The following is a 16,598-nucleotide window of genomic DNA, read 5'->3' as shown; positions in this document are numbered from 1 at the left end:
TCAAATGTGGGAGCGGGCAAGCCCGCTCCCACCTATCAGATCAGGCTTCAGGCACACCTTTCTCCCAAGCCGACCAATTCTGCAAAATCTCCTGCACCAACGGATTCCCCGTGCGGTACAGGTTCTCCAGTGCCGGCACAAACCCGCCCTGATCGGCGTATTTGAGCAGGTTATCCACTTCGCTCTGGCCCGGCGCCGGCCGGTCGAAGTCGGAACCGGCGCGTACCACCGCCAAACGGCGGACATCCACCAGACCTTCGCGACTGGCCCGCAGCAGTGCCTCGTAGGTGGAGTTGTCTTCCTGCTGAGTGGTGCAGTAGACACCTTCGTTGTTGGTCAGCAATTTTGTCCAGACTTCCGCCCGCTCACTCAAGCGCGTCCCGGAAAACCAGGTATTGCCCGCCAGCGTGTCGCACTGGGTCACCACCGGCGGCTGATTGGCCGGGGCCGACGGATACTTCAAGCGCCACGCCGCCGATTCCTTGCTCTCGCTCAGTTCGACTTTGTGGCTCAGGGCGAAGGCTTTGGCCTGCAACTTTGGATTGAGTTCGAAGACTTCGGTCTTGTAATCCAGCGGCGGTTTTTCGTTCGGGCCTTTGGTGTTGATGCCCAGGTAACCGGTCGGCCAGTCTTTCGGCGCGTCCCGGGAGTCCAGTTCCCACTGGGTGCCGAACTCCACCAGGTAGTGCGCCCACGCGGTGGTGCCGATGGTCCCGTGTTTCGGGCTGATGCCGGCAATCCCGGCGATCAGGAAGTAACTTTTGCGCAGGTCGAATTTCGGCGACAGCGCCAGGGCCAGGGTCGAGGCCGCCGCATTGGTCTGGCCCATGCCGGTGACCATCAGGCACACCTGTTCGGTGTTGCAGCGAATGTTCGGGTACTCGGCGGACAGGCCCGGTACTCGCACTTCCTGCTTGAGTTCCAGGCGATCGATCCAGTTCTGCGCCTCGGGAGCGAACATGGTGATCAGCATCACTTTCGGCTGGATCGGCGCTTCTACCGCCCAGGCAGAGGAAGAGAGCAGGGTGCTTGCCGCAAAACCGACAGACAGGGAAAGACGCGTCATTGCCTTCATAAAACCTCCTGATTCAAATGAGCCTTAAAACTGATAGCCGACACCGGCGTAGTAACCCCAGCCGTTGGAACGGGCGCGGAAGTCGCCGTCGCCGAAATTCAACTCACTGCCGTCCTCCCAGTTGCCGCCGTTGTGGAAGTAACGGCCGACCAGGGTGAAACGCAAGTGGGTGAAGGCGTAGAGCAACACGTTGGTGGCCACGGTGGCATTGGCGGTGCGGGCCGGGTTGTCTTTGTGCAGATCGGAGCCGAAGTCGAAGTTGGTGAAACCGATGTAGGTCAACGAAGCGCCGTTGCTGAAACTGCTGATGGGCACGATGTATTTGAGCTGGGCGCGGTAGCCGTCCCACGAATACTCGTTGCTCGCGCCGTAGTTTTCCCACTGGTAGCGACCGTAGAAGTTGGCCGACAGGTTGACCCGCGAATGGGTGTCGATGTCGGTGCCGAGGCCGCTGTACAGCGTGTTGGCACGATTGGCGCTGTTGCTGCCGTGGTCGTAGATCCAGTCGAACGCCACGTACCATTCCTTGAACGGCCCGACGGCCAGGCTGCGGCCGGCGAGGTAGTCGATGGAAATCCGCGGTTCGTGCTCCATGAACACTGGCGAGCCGTGATCCCACACGCCTTTGTCATGGCTGTTGCCGATGTCGAAGATCTTCGGAATGTCGATGTAGCCGTACAACTCGAACGGCCCCTTGCGGCCGAAGTATTCGTACTCCAGGTAAATATCGTCGGCCGGTTGCGGGCCGAAACTGATGTCCTTGCTGCCGATGACGGTCAGGTCCTGATTGAACCAGTCCGACAGGTACGCGCCTTTTTTCGGTGGGTTGGCTTCAGGGCTGAGGGCTTCGCCCTGGGCGGATTCTTCGGTGGTGGCCGGTTGGGCCAACGCGGAGCTGCTGAGTAGTCCTGTAACGCTGGCCAACAGCAAGGAAACAGCAAACGTGCGCGAGCAAGTCACGCGACTGGAGGTGCAATGCATTAAAAGTCCCTTTTCGTGCGTATCGAAGGCCCGATGGTGCGGGCTTGTGCGGTTTAAGTGGTGAACAGGCCGGTATCGGCGACTCGCAAACGTTTGCACAAGCTATACCAATTTTCTCAAAGCGCTGAAAAGCCGGAGGAATTGGCGGTTTTGCTGTCCTTTCGGTCAAGGATTACGGGAGGATAGGTAAAACGAATGGAACTCGGGGCGAAGGGGATCTGGACAGGACATGCACCAAAGTGGTGTCACCTGATCTGTGGCCTGAGCTTTTGTGGCGAGGGAGTTTGCTCCCGCTGGGTTGCGCAGCAGCCCCAAAACCTTGCATGCGGTGTTTCTGGGAATCCCTGTCCGCCAGGTTTGCGGGTGCTTCGCACCCGAGCGGGAGCAAGCTCCCCCGCCACAATGGATCACTTATTGCGGCTCCTACAAATGGGGGTTGCTGTAGAATCCTGGGCATTGACTTCACAAGGTGCATCCCATGAGCGAGCCGATTCGTCTGACCCAATACAGCCACGGCGCAGGTTGCGGCTGCAAGATTTCGCCCCAGGTACTGGAGGTGATTCTGGCCGGCAGCGGGGCGCAGAACCTGGACCCGAAACTCTGGGTTGGCAATGCCTCGCGCGATGACGCGGCGGTGTATGCCATCGATGAAGAGCGCGGCGTGGTATCGACTACTGACTTCTTTATGCCGATTGTCGACGACCCGTTCGATTTCGGCCGTATCGCCGCCACTAACGCCATCAGCGACATTTACGCCATGGGCGGCGATCCGTTGATGGCGATTGCGATCCTCGGCTGGCCGGTCAATGTGCTGGCGCCGGAGATTGCCCGGGAAGTGATTCGCGGCGGTCGGTCGGTCTGCGATGAAGCGGGAATTCCCTTGGCCGGTGGCCATTCCATCGACGCACCTGAGCCGATCTTCGGCCTGGCCGTGACCGGACTGGTGGAAAAGCGCCACATGAAGCGCAACGACACCGCCACCGCCGGATGCCTGCTCTACCTCACCAAACCCTTGGGCATCGGCATCCTCACCACCGCCGAGAAGAAGGGTAAGTTGCGCAATGCCGACATCGGCCTGGCCCGCGACTGGATGTGCACCCTGAACAAACCCGGCAGCCGTTTCGGCAAGCTCGACGGCGTGACCGCAATGACTGACGTCACCGGTTTCGGCCTGCTCGGGCATCTGGTGGAAATGGCCGACGGCAGCAACGTGACCGCCCGCATCGGCTATGACCGTGTGCCGCGCCTGCCGGGCGTCGAGTATTACCTTGATCAGGGCTGCGTGCCCGGCGGCACGCTGCGCAATTTCGACAGCTACGCCAGCAAGGTCGGCCGGCTCCAGGAGTTGCATAAACGCGTGCTCTGCGACCCGCAGACCAGCGGCGGTTTGCTGATTGCAGTCACGCCCGAAGGCGACGCAGCGTTCCTGGCGGTGGCGGCCGAACTTGGGCTGGCCCTTCAGCCGATCGGCGAACTGGTTGAGCGACAGACCCACGCGGTTGAGGTGGTTTGATGTCCAGAGACTTCACCGATTACCGCGACATCTTCCTCAACGACCGGCCGATGATGGATGTGCGCGCGCCGATCGAATTCCTCAAAGGCTCATTCCCCGGCGTGGTCAACCTGCCGCTGATGAATGACCACGAGCGGCAACGGGTCGGCACTTGCTACAAGCAACACGGTCAGCAAGCGGCCATCACGCTGGGGCATCAATTGGTGGCCGGCGCGATCAAGGCCGAGCGCATCCAGGCCTGGGCCGATTTTGCCCGGGCGCATCCGGATGGTTATTTGTATTGTTTTCGCGGCGGACTGCGTTCGCAGATCACCCAGCAGTGGCTCAAGGACGAAGCGGGCATCGACTATCCGCGGGTCGGTGGCGGCTACAAGGCCATGCGCACCTTCTTGCTCGACACGCTCGACCAGGCCGTAGCCCAGTGCGATTTCGTTTTGCTGGGCGGCATGACCGGCACCGGCAAGACCGAGGTGCTCACGCAATTGAGCAACGCGCTGGACCTTGAAGGTCACGCCCATCATCGCGGCTCCAGCTTCGGCAAACGCGCCACTGGCCAACCCTCCAACATCGACTTTGAAAACCGCCTGGCCGTGGACGTGCTGAAAAAGCGTGCCAGCGGTATCGGGCAGTTTGTGCTCGAAGACGAGAGCCGCGCGATCGGCAGTTGCGCGCTACCGTTGCCGCTGTATCAGGGCATGCAGCAGTTTCCGATGGTCTGGCTGGAAGACAGCCTGGAAGGGCGCGTCGAGCGGATCCTGCGCGATTACGTGGTGGATTTATGCGCCGAGTTCACCGAGGTGTATGGCGATGAAGGCTTCACGCTGTTTTCCGAGCGGATGTTGGCGAGCCTGAACAATGTCCAGAAACGCCTGGGCGGCGAACGTCATCGGCGGATGCTGACCTTGATGGAAGATGCGCTGGCGGAACAGGCCAATAGCGGCGCGGTGGACTTGCACCGGGGCTGGATCGAAGGGTTGCTGCGTGAGTATTACGACCCGATGTATGTGTTTCAGCGGGAGAAGAAGGGCGCGCGGATCGAGTTTGTCGGGGATCGGGGGGCGGTTCTCGAATATTTGCGGGAGCGGGGTAAGCAGCGGGGGTGATGTTGTTTTTGCTGGCCCCTTCGCGGGCTTGCTCGCGATGGGGCCAGCAGGTGCCCGACCGCTTACGTCGGACAACTCTCCGGGCCGTTATTGAGCCCTTGCTTGTAGCTGTGGCTCTGCAGGCTGGCCTTGCCGTTGTGCCAGGTCAGCGTGAGCACGTACAGCGAGTCATAGTCGCTGGATGCCCAGTCATCGGTGATGCGCTGTTCTGAGCCGACGGCTTCCCCGGCGACCTTGTTGATCAGCTCGGGCAGGTAGCCATGGGACCAGGCGGTATAGATGATCGAGTTGTGATACTTGTCGCGAAGCAGTTCATCGGCCAGGTCGCTGGTGTCGTTGGCCGAAAATTCGATGTTCACCGGTAAGCCGAGCTTGATCGCGCTGGGGCTGATGGTCATCAGGGGGCGGATGTAACTGTAGGAGTTATCCAGTTCGCCTTCCTCGACATTGCGCGTCGGGTTGGCGGCAAACACGTAGTTGGCCTTGCCGAATTTTTCCGGCAGCAAGGTGGCCAGGTCGATGGCGCGGTTCAGTCCCTGGCAATTGAGCTGACCCAGGCCGCCGGCCGGTTTTTCCGCGTGACGCAAAAACACCAGCGTCTGTGTACCGTCCACCGGCTGGGCGCGGCTTACACTGGACTCCAGCGACAAAAGCAACGCGCTGGCCGCCAACAGAGCGGGCAGGAAGATATAAGCACGATGTTTGAAGCGGTTGGTGAATTTCAAAGGATTCATCATCGAATAGGTGATCTTCAGCGCATTTGGTTAAGGCTGACAAACATTGACACCTCAAGCTCCTAGCATAGGGTGTTTTCCATGTCGTTGACCCGGCCCATTTCTAACAGGGCAATGCTCAGAGTCCGATGAAGCCCTTTTGGTTCGATTCGAGCTTCGATCCGAGCGAGGTGCCTGACACTTTAGCGGCAACCTTGAACGGATTGGGGGGAAGGTTATCGACAGGATGTTTCGGATTCATGGACACAGTACACATCTTGGCCCCGTCCCCCTTATGATCTTCACTCCGATTTTCCCGTGGAAGCTCCCGATGACCGATTTGTCTGCATTCCCCATCACTCGAAAATGGCCGGCCCAGTACCCGGAGTGGATTCAGCTCTATTCCTTGCCAACGCCCAATGGCGTCAAGGTTTCGATCATGCTCGAAGAGATCGGGCTGCCCTACGAGCCGCATCGTGTGGGCTTCGACACCCAGGATCAGCTGTCCCCTGAGTTTCTGTCGCTGAACCCCAATAACAAGATCCCGGCGATCCTCGACCCCCACGGCCCGGGCGACCAACCGCTGGCGCTGTTCGAGTCCGGGGCGATTCTGATTTACCTCGCCGACAAGAGCGGGCAACTGCTGGCCCAGGAGTCGGCAGCGCGTTACGAGACCCTTCAGTGGCTGATGTTTCAGATGGGCGGTATCGGGCCGATGTTCGGCCAGCTCGGTTTTTTCAACAAATTCGCCGGCAAGGACTACGAAGACAAGCGTCCGCGTGATCGCTACGTCGATGAAAGCAAGCGCTTGCTCAAGGTCCTCGATGGCCGTCTGCAAGGGCGCGACTGGATCATGGGCGAGCGCTACACCATTGCCGACATCGCGACTTTTCCGTGGGTGCGCAACCTGATCGGCTTCTACGAGGCCGGCGACCTGGTCGGCATCCAGGATTTCCCCAACGTCACCCGCGTGCTGGAGCGTTTCCTGGCAAGACCGGCGGTAATTCGCGGTCTGGAAATCCCCAGGCAATCCCTTTGAATCCTTCATCACCAAGGCAGGCAATGAGCGCATTCGATTTCAAGCAAGTAGATGTTTTCAGCCCCGTCGCGCTCAAGGGCAACCCGTTGGCGGTGGTGTTCGGCGCAGACAAGCTCAGCGATGAACGCATGGCGGCGTTCGCGAACTGGACCAACCTCAGCGAAACCACGTTCGTGCTCGAACCTCGAGACCCCCGGGCCGACTATCGAGTACGTATCTTCACCACCCTGCAAGAGTTGCCGTTCGCCGGTCATCCGACGTTGGGCACGTGCCATGCCTGGCTCGAGGCCGGTGGGGTGCCCAAGGGTGAGGAGATTATTCAGGAGTGTGGTGTCGGCCTGGTGCGGGTGCGTCGGCAGGGGACGGAGCTGGCGTTTCTCGCGCCACCGCTGCTCAGGTCCGGCCCGGTGGACGCCGGGCTGGTCGAGCGCGTACGGCAGGGGCTGGGGTTGGCGCCGGGGGCGATTGTGCGCACGCAATGGGTCGACAACGGTGCCGGTTGGCTGGCGGTGATGGTCGCGGACCGCCAGCAGATTCTGGACTTGCAGCCGGATCATGCACAGTTGCTCGGCCTCGCCGTCGGTGTCATCGCGCCATGGCACCCCGAGAATGATGGTGCTGACGCGCAGTTCGAAGTGCGTGCATTCATCTCCGGCGACGGCATGCCGGAAGACCCGGCCACCGGCAGCCTGAACGCCGGGATCGCTCAATGGTTGTTCAGCGAAGGGCTGGCTCCGGCGTCTTATGTCGTCAGTCAGGGCCTGACCATGGGCCGCGCCGGGCGGATTCGGGTGGAGCAGGTGGGGGATGAGATCTGGATTGGTGGTGCTGTAGTGACGTGTATTACCGGAACGCTGACGATCTAACCTGTGAGAGCAGGCGGTATTCGATGCGGGCGATTGTTGCCGCCGCGGTAACGTTGTCTTGAGCGATCGAGGTTTGTGTCCCGCACCTTGCAGGGCATAAGCTTTGCGCCCTACGAATTTCGTCTCTTCAGGAAGGTCCATGTCCAGTCAGTTCCCCGAAGCACGTCCACGCCGTCTGCGCCGCAATGCGAGCCTGCGCAGCTTGTTCCAGGAAACCGAGTTCAGCTTGAACGATCTGGTGCTGCCGATTTTCGTCGAGGAAGAAATCGACGATTTCGTGCCGATCAAGAGCATGCCCGGGGTGATGCGCATTCCTGAGTCGAAACTGGCCGGCGAGATCGAGCGTTACGCCCGGGCGGGGATCAAGTCGGTGATGACGTTCGGCGTGTCTCATCATCTGGACAGCAACGGCAGCGACACCTGGAACGATAACGGCCTGGTGTCGCGCATGTCGCGCATCGCCAAAAACGCCGTGCCGGAAATGATCGTGATGTCCGACACCTGTTTTTGTGAGTACACCGACCACGGCCATTGCGGCGTGTTGCACCAGCACGAAGTTGATAACGACCAGACCCTGATCAATCTCGGCAAACAAGCCGTGGCCGCCGCCCGGGCCGGCGCCGATGTGATCGCGCCGTCGGCGGCGATGGACGGGCAGGTCCAGGCGATTCGCCGGGCGCTCGATGCAGCGGGGTTCAGCCAGACCGCGATCATGGCCTATTCGACCAAATTCGCCTCGGCGCTTTATGGCCCGTTCCGCGAAGCCGGCGGCAGTGCGCTCAAGGGTGACCGCAAAAGCTATCAGATGAATCCGATGAACCGTCGTGAAGCGATGCGTGAGTCGTTGCTGGACGAACAGGAAGGCGCCGACGCGCTGATGGTCAAGCCGGCCGGCGCGTACCTGGACATCATCCGCGACATCCGCGAAGCCTCGCGTCTGCCGTTGTCGGCGTATCAGGTGAGCGGTGAATACGCGATGATCAAATTCGCCGCCCAGGCTGGGGCGATCGATGAAGATCGCGTCGTGCGTGAGAGTCTGGGGGCGATCAAAAGGGCGGGGGCGGATTTGATTTTCACCTACTTCGCAATGGACCTGGCCCTGGCCGGGATCTAAACAATCAAAAGATCGCGGCCTTCGGCAGCTCCTACATTGAATGCGTTCGCCGCAATATTGCGGGTAAACATCGATCCTGTAGGAGCTGCCGCAGGCTGCGATCTTTTGATCTTCAGACGATAAAAGGCCGTATCCCATGATCGCGGAAATACCGTTCGATCACCTTCGGATCGGCGCTGTAATCGGCGATCGCCACATAGGTATCGGGGCGCAGCAGGTAAAACCCGTTGCGCGCCAGTCCCACGGTTTCAAACACCGGTCGCCAGTCGAACACCTGCAACGGCAGGTGATGCGCGCTGCACCAGGCGATCATCTCGTCGCTGGTTTCGCCATACACATGCACCTGCCAGGTCAGGTATTTCAGCGATTCGAAGTTGTCCCCTTCATCGTCGTGGGCCCAGGGCAGGCGATCACCGCCGTGAATATGGCCGGTAACGCCCTCACTCAACGGCATGCCGCGATAGTTGAGGGTGGTCTGTGACACCGTGCGAAACATGAACTCCCGGACCGCCTCGAACGAGATCATTTTCGGGATCAAAAAGGGCGCCACGCGCATGCGCATTACGTCGGCAATTGGCCCATCGGCCGTGACGAAATTGAACACCCGATCAGTGGTGGCCACCAGGCGCTGGGCAAAGGCGATGCGTTCGGTTTCATAACTGTCGAGCAGTTTGGCCGTGGCGCTGCCGCTCAACACCGCCGCGAGCTTCCAGGCCAGATTGATCGCATCGCCAATCCCGGTGTTCATGCCCTGGCCACCCGCCGGGCTGTGGACATGGGCAGCGTCACCCAACAGAAACGCGCGTCCGGTACGAAAGTGATCCGCTACCCGGTGATGCACGCGGTAGGTCGAGAACCAGTTCACCTGATCGATCTGCACCTTTAAATTCTCGATGGCCCGTCTGCTGACGTCTGCAAACTGGAGGGTTTCGGCGCGCTCGGCGCGTTCGTCGCGAACCGTGCCGATCAGTCGGGCACGACCTTCGCTGGACAAAGGAAAAATGGCGAGAAAGTCGGCTTCGTCGAGGTCCACATGCAATTCACCGTTGAACGTCGGGCCGCGGGCCTGCACATCCGCCACGTAGAAAATCTGCTGGTAGGTGCCCCCTGGGAAATCGGTGTCCAGGGATTTGCGCACGATCGAGCGGGCGCCGTCGCAGCCAGCGAGGTAACAGGCCTGACAGGTTTGCTGTTGGCCATCGGGCAAGCGCAGTGTTGCGGTGATGCCGTCGCCGGTTTCCTCGAAACTTTGCAATTCGGTGTTGCGCTCCACCGTAATGCCAAAGGTCTCCAGGCGTTCGATCAGCAGTTGTTCGTGCTCGTCTTGCGGATAGATTTCCAGGAACGCATAGGGCGTCAAACCCTCGCCGATGGCGCTCAGCGGCAGGTGCGCGACCGGTTCGCCCTTGACCCAGAAATTCGCGGCGCACACTTTATGGCCGTTCTGCACCACGGCGTCGCTGAGGTCGAGCTGGCGATACAGCTCCAGCGTTCGGGCCTGTACTGCCAACGCGCGTGAGGTAGTACCGGGGGCCGAGGTCTTGTCGATAATCCGCACCCCAATCCCCAGCTTGCTCAGCCACAGTGCCAGGACCAGCCCGGTCGGGCCGGCACCGATGATCAGCACATCGCTACGGTTCATGAGCCTGTCCTCCTCGGTGTGTGGATCAAGTATGGTTCAACCGGGGGGCACTCGCAGGCTCGACAGCGGCTACGGCGAACGAGTTGCTACGGAACAGGGAGAGGGCGGCATAGTCATAGCCTGCGCCATGCCATTGATCGTATGGTTAACCCGGCTCAACGGATTTGATGGAGCACCATGCAAGCCAATCGATTGATCATGAGCGTGGCCGCGCTGTTGGTACTGGCCGGTTGCGGCACTCAGCGCCCCCAGGAACCGCCGGCCCGCAAGCCTGCCGAGGTCAAGGCCGAAATCGTCAGCCTGCTGCCGGCCAAAACGGTCGACCGCCAGGGCTGGGCCACGGATATCTACGCAGCGTTTGCCGCGCAAAAGATTTCGCCGACCACGCAAAACCTGTGTTCGGTACTTGCGGTCGCTGAGCAGGAGTCGACGTTTCAGGCTGACCCGCTGGTGCCAGGCCTGGGCAAGATCGCCCGGGATGAAATCGACCGCCGCGCCGATAAGGCCCACATTCCCAGCTTGCTGGTCAGCGGTGCCTTGCAGGTGCGTTCACCCAACGGCAAAAGCTACAGCGACCGACTGAGTGCCGCGCGCAGCGAAAAAGAGCTCAGCGCGATTTTCGATGACTTCATCGGCATGGTGCCCATGGGCCGGACCTTGTTCGGCGGCTTCAACCCGGTACACACTGGCGGGCCGATGCAGGTCAGCATCGACTTTGCCGAGCAGCATGTGCGGGATTATCCCTACCCGGTGAACGGCTCGATTCGTCACGAAGTGTTCACCCGTCGCGGTGGCCTGTATTTCGGTATCGCCCACTTGCTCGGTTATCCGGTGAGCTATAAGCAGCCGCTGTATCGCTTCGCCGATTTCAATGCCGGTTGGTACGCCAGCCGCAATGCGGCGTTTCAGAACGCGGTCAGTCGTGCGACGGGTATCCCGCTGGCGCTGGATGGTGATCTGGTGCGCTACGACTCGATCATGCCCGGCACCACGGAACTGGCGGTGCGCACCCTCGGCAAGCAATTGGACATGCGCAACCCGACCATTCGGGATCAGCTGGAGGAGGGTAAAAGTCTTCAGTTTGAGGACACCACGCTCTATCAACGCGTCTTCGCTTTGGCCGAACAGGCCGAAGGCCGGCCATTACCCCGGGCGGTGTTGCCGGGGATCGTGCTGCAAAGCCCGAAAATCACCCGAAAACTCACCACGGCGTGGTTTGCCAAGCGGGTCGACGAGCGCTATCAGCGCTGTATGAAACGCGCGGGAGGGTAACCGGGCAAGCTCCCACCCACATGGTTCGCGCGCAGTCTTTGGCATCTGCTACAAAGAGAGAGTCGCAGAGGAGATTTAGTCATGTACCAGCTCTATGGGTATCAGAATTCGGGTGCGGCCGCCATCGAAGCCGCGCTGGAACTGTGCGAGGTTCCTTATCGCTTCATCGACGTATCATCGTCCCCGGAGGCGGTGCATGCGCTGGAGAAGCTCAACCCGCTCAAGCAGGTTCCCACTCTGCAACTGCCCGATGGCGGCGTTCTTGCCGAGAGTGCGGCCATCCTGATTCACCTGGGCCTTACGTTCCCGGAGTCGAACCTGTTGCCGGAAAATCCGATCAAGCGCGATCAGGTGATTCATGGTCTGGTGTACATCGTCAGCAATTGCTACAGCGCCATCGGTATCATCGATTACCCCGAGCGCTGGCTGGGCGAGGCGGACGAGTCGTCCCGGCAAAACCTCATGGCCGGTGCCCGCCGGCGCCTGCACTGGAATTGGGAGGTGTTTGCCGATCAATTCGCCGGCAAGCTGTACCTGGGCGATGGCAAGCCGGGCGCGCTGGATATTCTGGCGGCGGTGGTGACGCGGTGGGCGGGTACCCGGGAACACTTGCGCGTTGCGCGGCCGGGGTTCTTCGCCTGGCTCGAACGCTTCGACCGCCACCCGGTATTGGCGCCGGTCTTCTCGCGGCATTGGCCATAGGAACACATCAAACCAATGTGGGAACGAGCCTTTGTGGGAGTGGGGCTTGTCTGTGGCGAGGGAGCTTTTGTGGCGAGGGGGCTTGCCCCCGTTGGGTCGCGAAGCGGCCCTAAAAGCTTTGCGACTGCTTCGCAGCCGAACGGGGGCAAGCCCCCTCGCCACAAAGCCTCTCGCCACAAAAGCCCCCTCGCACAGTGTGGGATCACTCGCCGCGAATGTACTGCTCCAGCTGCCGAATCAGTTCAGCCTGTTCGGCAATGGCTTCCTTGACCAGGTCGCCGATCGACAGCAAGCCCATCAGCTCACCGTCCTCCACCACCGGCAAGTGCCGCAGGCGTTTGTCGGACATGATGCCCATGCAGGTTTCGACGGTTTGATGGGTGTCCACGGTGATCACCGGCGACACCATGATGTCGCTGACCGGTGTGCCGACGGAGGAGCGCCCCTTGAGCACCAGTTTGCGCGCATAGTCCCGCTCACTGATGATGCCGACGACCTTTCCATCTTTCAGGACCGGTAACGCGCCGACGTTTTTTGCGGCCATCACCATCAGCGCTTCCAGCACCATTTGATGAGGCGCAATGGTGTGGACTGCCTGATTCTGTTGGGCCTTTAACTTGAGCAACTGGGCGACGGTTTTCATGACGGCTTCTCGGGTGTTGTCGTTGTCCTTGAAGAATCGTAGAGACAGGCTCACAGAGCAAGGCGCAAAGCGGCAGATAACACGCAAATAGCGTCATTCAGTGATTTTTCTTTGTAAAAGTCCGGTACATACAGATGTGTGACGAGGGGGCTTTCCCTTTGTAGCAGCAGGCTTGGCCCGCTGCTACGGATCGCATTACGGCTTAGCCGGCGATCACGCGTAGAATCACCACTTGAATCAGATCGTTGAGGTTGCAGTGGTGGATTTACAGCAGGGCTTCGTCCTGACCCGGCATTGGCGCGATACCCCGGCCGGCACCGAAGTCGAATTCTGGCTGGCGACCGATGCCGGTCCCCGGCGCATCCGCCTGCCGCATCAACCGTCGGTCGCGTTCATTCCACAGGCCATGCGCGAGCCAGCCGAAGCGGTGTTGCGCGGCGAAAAGAACGTCGAACTGCGGCCGTTGGCGCTGCTGGACTTCGAGCACCGCCCGGTGCTCGGACTGTATTGCCAGCAGCACGGCCAGTTGATGCGCCTGGAAACCGCGCTGCGCAAATCAGGCGTCGAGGTATTCGAAGCCGACATCCGCCCGCCGGAACGCTACATGATGGAGCGGTTCATCACCGCGCCGGTTTTGTTCGGCGGCACACCCGGTGCCGACGGCCTGCTGCTCGACGCGCAAATGAAACCCGCCCCCGGCTACCGGCCGAACCTGCGGCTGGTCTCGCTGGACATCGAAACCACCGCCCAGGGCGAGTTGTACTCCATCGCCCTGGAAGGCTGCGGCGAGCGTCAGGTGTATATGCTCGGGTCGCCCAATGGTGATGACAACGGGGTGGATTTCCAGCTCGAATACTGCGATTCGCGAACCCTGCTGCTGAAAAAACTCAATGAGTGGTTCGCCCGGCACGACCCCGACGCCATCATCGGCTGGAACGTCGTGCAGTTCGACCTGCGCGTACTGCACGAACATGCTCGCCGCCTGGCGGTGCCGCTGAAGCTGGGGCGTGGCGGCGAAGAAATGCAGTGGCGCGAGCACGGCAGCGGCAATCATTATTTCGCCTCGGCTGCCGGCCGGTTGATCATCGACGGCATCGAGTCACTGCGTTCGGCGACCTGGAGCTTCCCCTCGTTCAGTCTGGAAAACGTCGCGCAAACCCTGTTGGGCGAAGGCAAGTCGATCGACAACCCGTACCAGCGCATGGACGAAATCAACCGTATGTTCGCCGAAGACAAACCGGCCCTGGCCAAGTACAACCTCAAGGATTGCGAACTGGTGACGCGGATTTTCGCCAAGACCGAGTTGCTGACCTTCCTGCTGGAGCGCGCCAGCGTCACCGGTTTGCCGGCGGACCGCAGCGGTGGCTCGGTGGCGGCCTTCACTCACCTGTATATGCCGCTGATGCACCGTCAGGGCTTCGTCGCACCGAACCTTGGCAATAAACCACCGCAGGCCAGCCCCGGTGGTTTTGTCATGGACTCGCAACCGGGGCTGTACGAATCGGTGCTGGTGCTCGATTACAAAAGCCTCTATCCGTCGATCATCCGCACCTTCCTGATCGACCCGGTGGGCTTGATCGAAGGGCTCAAGCATCCCGACGACAGCGAATCGGTGCCGGGTTTTCGCGGTGCCCGTTTCTCACGGACCCGGCATTGCCTGCCGGCCATCGTCGCCCGGGTTGCCGAAGGCCGTGAAACCGCCAAGCGCGAACACAACGCGCCGCTGTCCCAGGCCCTGAAGATCATCATGAATGCCTTCTATGGCGTCCTCGGTTCCAGTGGTTGCCGCTTCTTCGATACGCGACTCGCCTCATCCATCACCTTGCGCGGGCACGAGATCATGTTGCGTACCCGCCAACTGATCGAAGCTCAGGGCCATGCGGTGATCTATGGCGACACCGACTCGACCTTCGTCTGGCTGCGTCGCCCCCATGGTCAGGCCGAAGCGGCGCAGATCGGCCACGCGCTGGTGGACCACGTCAACCAATGGTGGCGCGAGCATGTGAAGCAGGAGTACGGGTTGGAAAGTGCCCTGGAGTTGCAGTTCGAAACCCACTACAAACGCTTTCTGATGCCGACCATTCGCGGTGCCGAGGAGGGCAGCAAGAAGCGCTATGCCGGGTTGGTTACCCGTGCCGATGGCACCGACGAGATGGTCTACAAAGGCCTGGAAACCGTGCGCACCGACTGGTCGCCGCTGGCCCGGCAATTCCAACAGGAGTTGTACCTGCGCATCTTCAAACGCAAGCCCTATCAGGATTACGTGCGTGACTATGTGCGCAAGACGTTGGCCGGTGAGTTCGATGAGCGCCTGATCTACCGCAAACGCCTGCGTCGGCCCCTGGATGACTATCAACGCAATGTGCCGCCCCATGTGCGGGCCGCGCGGATCGCCGATGACTACAACGATCAACAGGGGCGGCCACGGCAATATCACAACGGCGGCTGGATCAGCTACGTGATCACGGTCGCCGGCCCCGAGCCGCTGGAAGTGCGCAGCGCGCCGATCGACTACGACCATTACGTCACCCGGCAGCTGCAACCGGTGGCGGATGCCATCCTGCCGTTCGTGGATGACGATTTCTCAACGCTGATTGGGGGGCAGTTGGGCCTGTTTTGAGTCCAGCAGCGACAGCGTCCAGTCATCCGGTATGCCGTGAAAGTACTGATCCAGCGCCTGATGGAACAGGCTGCCTTTTGGCGAAACCTGGGCGAACAGCGTCATCGATGAATGAAACTTGAGGTTGTCGGGGTGCCCGAAAATCTTGGTGATCGAACGTTGAGGAACGTCCAGCACCAATTGCGTGCAGGTGCGCAAGCGCGGACCCAGTAGCGGATGCTCCAGGTACGCCACAGCTTCCTCGCTGGAGTGAATGGCAAAGTAGCGGGACATTTCGCTGTCACCCAACCCGGCAAACTGCGGAAAGATGAACCACATCCAGTGCCGACGCTTCTGGCCGGCGCGCAGTTCATCCTGAACCCACTCGAACACAGGATCCTGTGCCTGGATAAAGCGTGGCAAGTTGAAAGAGTCGAGCTGATCGGTACTTCTCATGCCGATGCCCTCTGATAGCTCCGCGATGGCTCAGACCATGGCCAACCGCTGCTTGCGTTGTGGCGCGCGAAACGCTTGGTCCAGCGCCTCCAGATCCCCGACTTCAAGCTGCAATTGTGCCGCTTGCGCGTTGAGCCGCACATGCTCGGGGTGGACCGCTTTGGGGATGGCGATCACCCCGTTCTGACGCAGAATCCATGCCAGCGCTACCTGCGCAGGTGTCGCCTGGTGACGGGCGGCAACCTGCTTGAGCGTCGGATTGGCCAGCATATGCCCGCCCTGGCCGATCGGACAGTAAGCCATCACCGGCATTTTTTGCTGTTGGCTCCAGGGCAGCAGATCAAATTCGATGCCGCGTTCTTCCAGGTTGTACAGCACCTGATTGGTCGCGCAGGCCGGTGAGGCCAGTTCCTCCAGGTCGTCCAGGTCGAAATTGGACACGCCCCAACGGCCGATCTTGCCGTCTTCGCGCAGGCGCTCGAAGGCTTCGACGGTTTCCTCGAGGGGATACTCGCCGCGCCAGTGCAACAGGTACAGATCGATGTAATCGGTATTCAACCGCCGCAGGCTGCGTTCGCAGGCCTGGGGGATGCCTTTGCGGCTGGCGTTGAAGGGGTAGACCTTGCTGACCAGAAAAACCTGGTCGCGCAGGCCTGTGATGGCTTCACCCACCACCTCTTCGGCGCCCCCTTCAGCGTACATCTCAGCGGTGTCGATCAGGGTCATGCCCAACTCGATGCCCAGGCGCAGCGCTGCAACTTCCTTGGTGTGTCGGGAGCGTTCCTCTCCCATGTGCCAGGTGCCTTGGCCGATGACCGGCACAGGGCTGCCGGCCAGCCCAAGAGTCCGCATGAATCCTCCTTATCGAAGTCCGATCGAT

At 60.7% G+C, this 16,598-nt stretch carries 15 protein-coding genes; 8 read left to right on the top strand and 7 right to left on the bottom strand.

The window, feature by feature from the left end:
* Positions 1 to 40 precede the first annotated feature (40 nt).
* Positions 41 to 1,075, bottom strand: a complete 1,035-nt coding sequence (locus ACEN9A_RS19535; RefSeq protein WP_258669908.1) for a purine-nucleoside phosphorylase — start codon at positions 1,073 to 1,075, stop codon at positions 41 to 43.
* Between the two features lie 24 nt (positions 1,076 to 1,099).
* Complete coding sequence (locus ACEN9A_RS19530; protein WP_111454117.1) at positions 1,100 to 2,056, bottom strand: nucleoside-specific channel-forming protein Tsx; 957 nt, start codon at positions 2,054 to 2,056, stop codon at positions 1,100 to 1,102.
* A gap of 478 nt (positions 2,057 to 2,534) precedes the next feature.
* Here ACEN9A_RS19530 and selD point away from each other — a divergent pair, with 478 nt between their 5' ends.
* Positions 2,535 to 3,569: a selenide, water dikinase SelD gene (selD, locus tag ACEN9A_RS19525; RefSeq protein WP_019648372.1), complete on the top strand. Its 1,035-nt coding sequence runs from the start codon at positions 2,535 to 2,537 to the stop codon at positions 3,567 to 3,569.
* Positions 3,569 to 4,672 carry a tRNA 2-selenouridine(34) synthase MnmH gene (gene mnmH / locus ACEN9A_RS19520; RefSeq protein ID WP_258669890.1) on the top strand — a complete coding sequence of 368 codons (1,104 nt, stop codon included), beginning with the start codon at positions 3,569 to 3,571 and terminating at the stop codon, positions 4,670 to 4,672. The genes selD and mnmH overlap by 1 nt, the downstream gene beginning before the upstream one ends.
* A 62-nt stretch (positions 4,673 to 4,734) precedes the next feature.
* Here mnmH and ACEN9A_RS19515 read toward each other — a convergent pair whose 3' ends face one another.
* Entirely contained in the window at positions 4,735 to 5,409 is a 675-nt protein-coding gene (locus ACEN9A_RS19515; protein WP_019648374.1) for a hypothetical protein, read from the bottom strand.
* A gap of 307 nt (positions 5,410 to 5,716) precedes the next feature.
* Here ACEN9A_RS19515 and ACEN9A_RS19510 point away from each other — a divergent pair, with 307 nt between their 5' ends.
* The 3 genes from ACEN9A_RS19510 to hemB all read left to right on the top strand — a co-directional run bounded on the left by ACEN9A_RS19510 (position 5,717) and on the right by hemB (position 8,404).
* On the top strand, positions 5,717 to 6,424 hold the full coding sequence (locus ACEN9A_RS19510; RefSeq protein WP_019648375.1) for a glutathione binding-like protein: 708 nt from the start codon (positions 5,717 to 5,719) through the stop codon (positions 6,422 to 6,424).
* 23 nt (positions 6,425 to 6,447) lie between these two features.
* Entirely contained in the window at positions 6,448 to 7,290 is an 843-nt protein-coding gene (locus ACEN9A_RS19505; RefSeq protein WP_258669884.1) for a PhzF family phenazine biosynthesis protein, read from the top strand.
* Between the two features lie 139 nt (positions 7,291 to 7,429).
* Positions 7,430 to 8,404, top strand: coding sequence for a porphobilinogen synthase (hemB, locus tag ACEN9A_RS19500; RefSeq protein ID WP_258669860.1), 975 nt, complete (start codon positions 7,430 to 7,432; stop codon positions 8,402 to 8,404).
* Between the two features lie 112 nt (positions 8,405 to 8,516).
* On the opposite strand, the gene ACEN9A_RS19495 is transcribed toward hemB, so the two are convergent.
* The gene (locus ACEN9A_RS19495) at positions 8,517 to 10,046 is read right to left on the bottom strand and encodes an FAD-dependent monooxygenase (protein WP_019648377.1); all 1,530 of its coding nucleotides are present in this window, start codon (positions 10,044 to 10,046) and stop codon (positions 8,517 to 8,519) included.
* 177 nt (positions 10,047 to 10,223) lie between these two features.
* Here ACEN9A_RS19495 and ACEN9A_RS19490 point away from each other — a divergent pair, with 177 nt between their 5' ends.
* Positions 10,224 to 11,318 (top strand): DUF1615 domain-containing protein, encoded by a 1,095-nt coding sequence (locus tag ACEN9A_RS19490; RefSeq protein ID WP_258669856.1) that lies wholly within the window; start codon positions 10,224 to 10,226, stop codon positions 11,316 to 11,318.
* Between the two features lie 81 nt (positions 11,319 to 11,399).
* Complete coding sequence (locus tag ACEN9A_RS19485) at positions 11,400 to 12,020, top strand: glutathione S-transferase N-terminal domain-containing protein (protein ID WP_019648379.1); 621 nt, start codon at positions 11,400 to 11,402, stop codon at positions 12,018 to 12,020.
* 202 nt (positions 12,021 to 12,222) lie between these two features.
* On the opposite strand, the gene ACEN9A_RS19480 is transcribed toward ACEN9A_RS19485, so the two are convergent.
* Positions 12,223 to 12,663, bottom strand: a complete 441-nt coding sequence (locus ACEN9A_RS19480; protein ID WP_007939416.1) for a CBS domain-containing protein — start codon at positions 12,661 to 12,663, stop codon at positions 12,223 to 12,225.
* A 259-nt stretch (positions 12,664 to 12,922) separates the two neighbouring features.
* Between ACEN9A_RS19480 and ACEN9A_RS19475 the strand changes: the two genes are divergently transcribed.
* Positions 12,923 to 15,283, top strand: a complete 2,361-nt coding sequence (locus tag ACEN9A_RS19475) for a DNA polymerase II (protein ID WP_258674202.1) — start codon at positions 12,923 to 12,925, stop codon at positions 15,281 to 15,283.
* Here the strand turns inward: ACEN9A_RS19475 and ACEN9A_RS19470 are convergent.
* Entirely contained in the window at positions 15,248 to 15,718 is a 471-nt protein-coding gene (locus ACEN9A_RS19470) for a DUF1810 domain-containing protein (protein WP_258669850.1), read from the bottom strand. The two genes, ACEN9A_RS19475 and ACEN9A_RS19470, sit on opposite strands and share 36 nt — an antisense overlap.
* Before the next feature lie 30 nt (positions 15,719 to 15,748).
* The gene (locus ACEN9A_RS19465; RefSeq protein ID WP_258669845.1) at positions 15,749 to 16,570 is read right to left on the bottom strand and encodes an aldo/keto reductase; all 822 of its coding nucleotides are present in this window, start codon (positions 16,568 to 16,570) and stop codon (positions 15,749 to 15,751) included.
* Positions 16,571 to 16,598: the final 28 nt, after the last annotated feature.

It is taken from the genome of Pseudomonas sp. Pseusp18 (assembly GCF_059506005.1).
Note: the sequence above shows the minus strand (reverse complement) of the source record. Positions and strands in the feature narration are given on the sequence as shown.

Coding starts and splice junctions, on each gene's coding strand:
- ACEN9A_RS19480 (WP_007939416.1), bottom strand. CDS start 12,663: ATGAAAACCGTCGCCCAGTTGCTCAAGTTAAAGGCCCAACAGAATCAG.
- ACEN9A_RS19530 (WP_111454117.1), bottom strand. CDS start 2,056: ATGCATTGCACCTCCAGTCGCGTGACTTGCTCGCGCACGTTTGCTGTT.
- hemB (WP_258669860.1), top strand. CDS start 7,430: ATGTCCAGTCAGTTCCCCGAAGCACGTCCACGCCGTCTGCGCCGCAAT.
- mnmH (WP_258669890.1), top strand. CDS start 3,569: ATGTCCAGAGACTTCACCGATTACCGCGACATCTTCCTCAACGACCGG.
- ACEN9A_RS19485 (WP_019648379.1), top strand. CDS start 11,400: ATGTACCAGCTCTATGGGTATCAGAATTCGGGTGCGGCCGCCATCGAA.
- ACEN9A_RS19535 (WP_258669908.1), bottom strand. CDS start 1,075: ATGAAGGCAATGACGCGTCTTTCCCTGTCTGTCGGTTTTGCGGCAAGC.
- selD (WP_019648372.1), top strand. CDS start 2,535: ATGAGCGAGCCGATTCGTCTGACCCAATACAGCCACGGCGCAGGTTGC.
- ACEN9A_RS19495 (WP_019648377.1), bottom strand. CDS start 10,046: ATGAACCGTAGCGATGTGCTGATCATCGGTGCCGGCCCGACCGGGCTG.
- ACEN9A_RS19510 (WP_019648375.1), top strand. CDS start 5,717: ATGACCGATTTGTCTGCATTCCCCATCACTCGAAAATGGCCGGCCCAG.
- ACEN9A_RS19490 (WP_258669856.1), top strand. CDS start 10,224: ATGCAAGCCAATCGATTGATCATGAGCGTGGCCGCGCTGTTGGTACTG.
- ACEN9A_RS19470 (WP_258669850.1), bottom strand. CDS start 15,718: ATGAGAAGTACCGATCAGCTCGACTCTTTCAACTTGCCACGCTTTATC.
- ACEN9A_RS19465 (WP_258669845.1), bottom strand. CDS start 16,570: ATGCGGACTCTTGGGCTGGCCGGCAGCCCTGTGCCGGTCATCGGCCAA.
- ACEN9A_RS19515 (WP_019648374.1), bottom strand. CDS start 5,409: ATGATGAATCCTTTGAAATTCACCAACCGCTTCAAACATCGTGCTTAT.
- ACEN9A_RS19505 (WP_258669884.1), top strand. CDS start 6,448: ATGAGCGCATTCGATTTCAAGCAAGTAGATGTTTTCAGCCCCGTCGCG.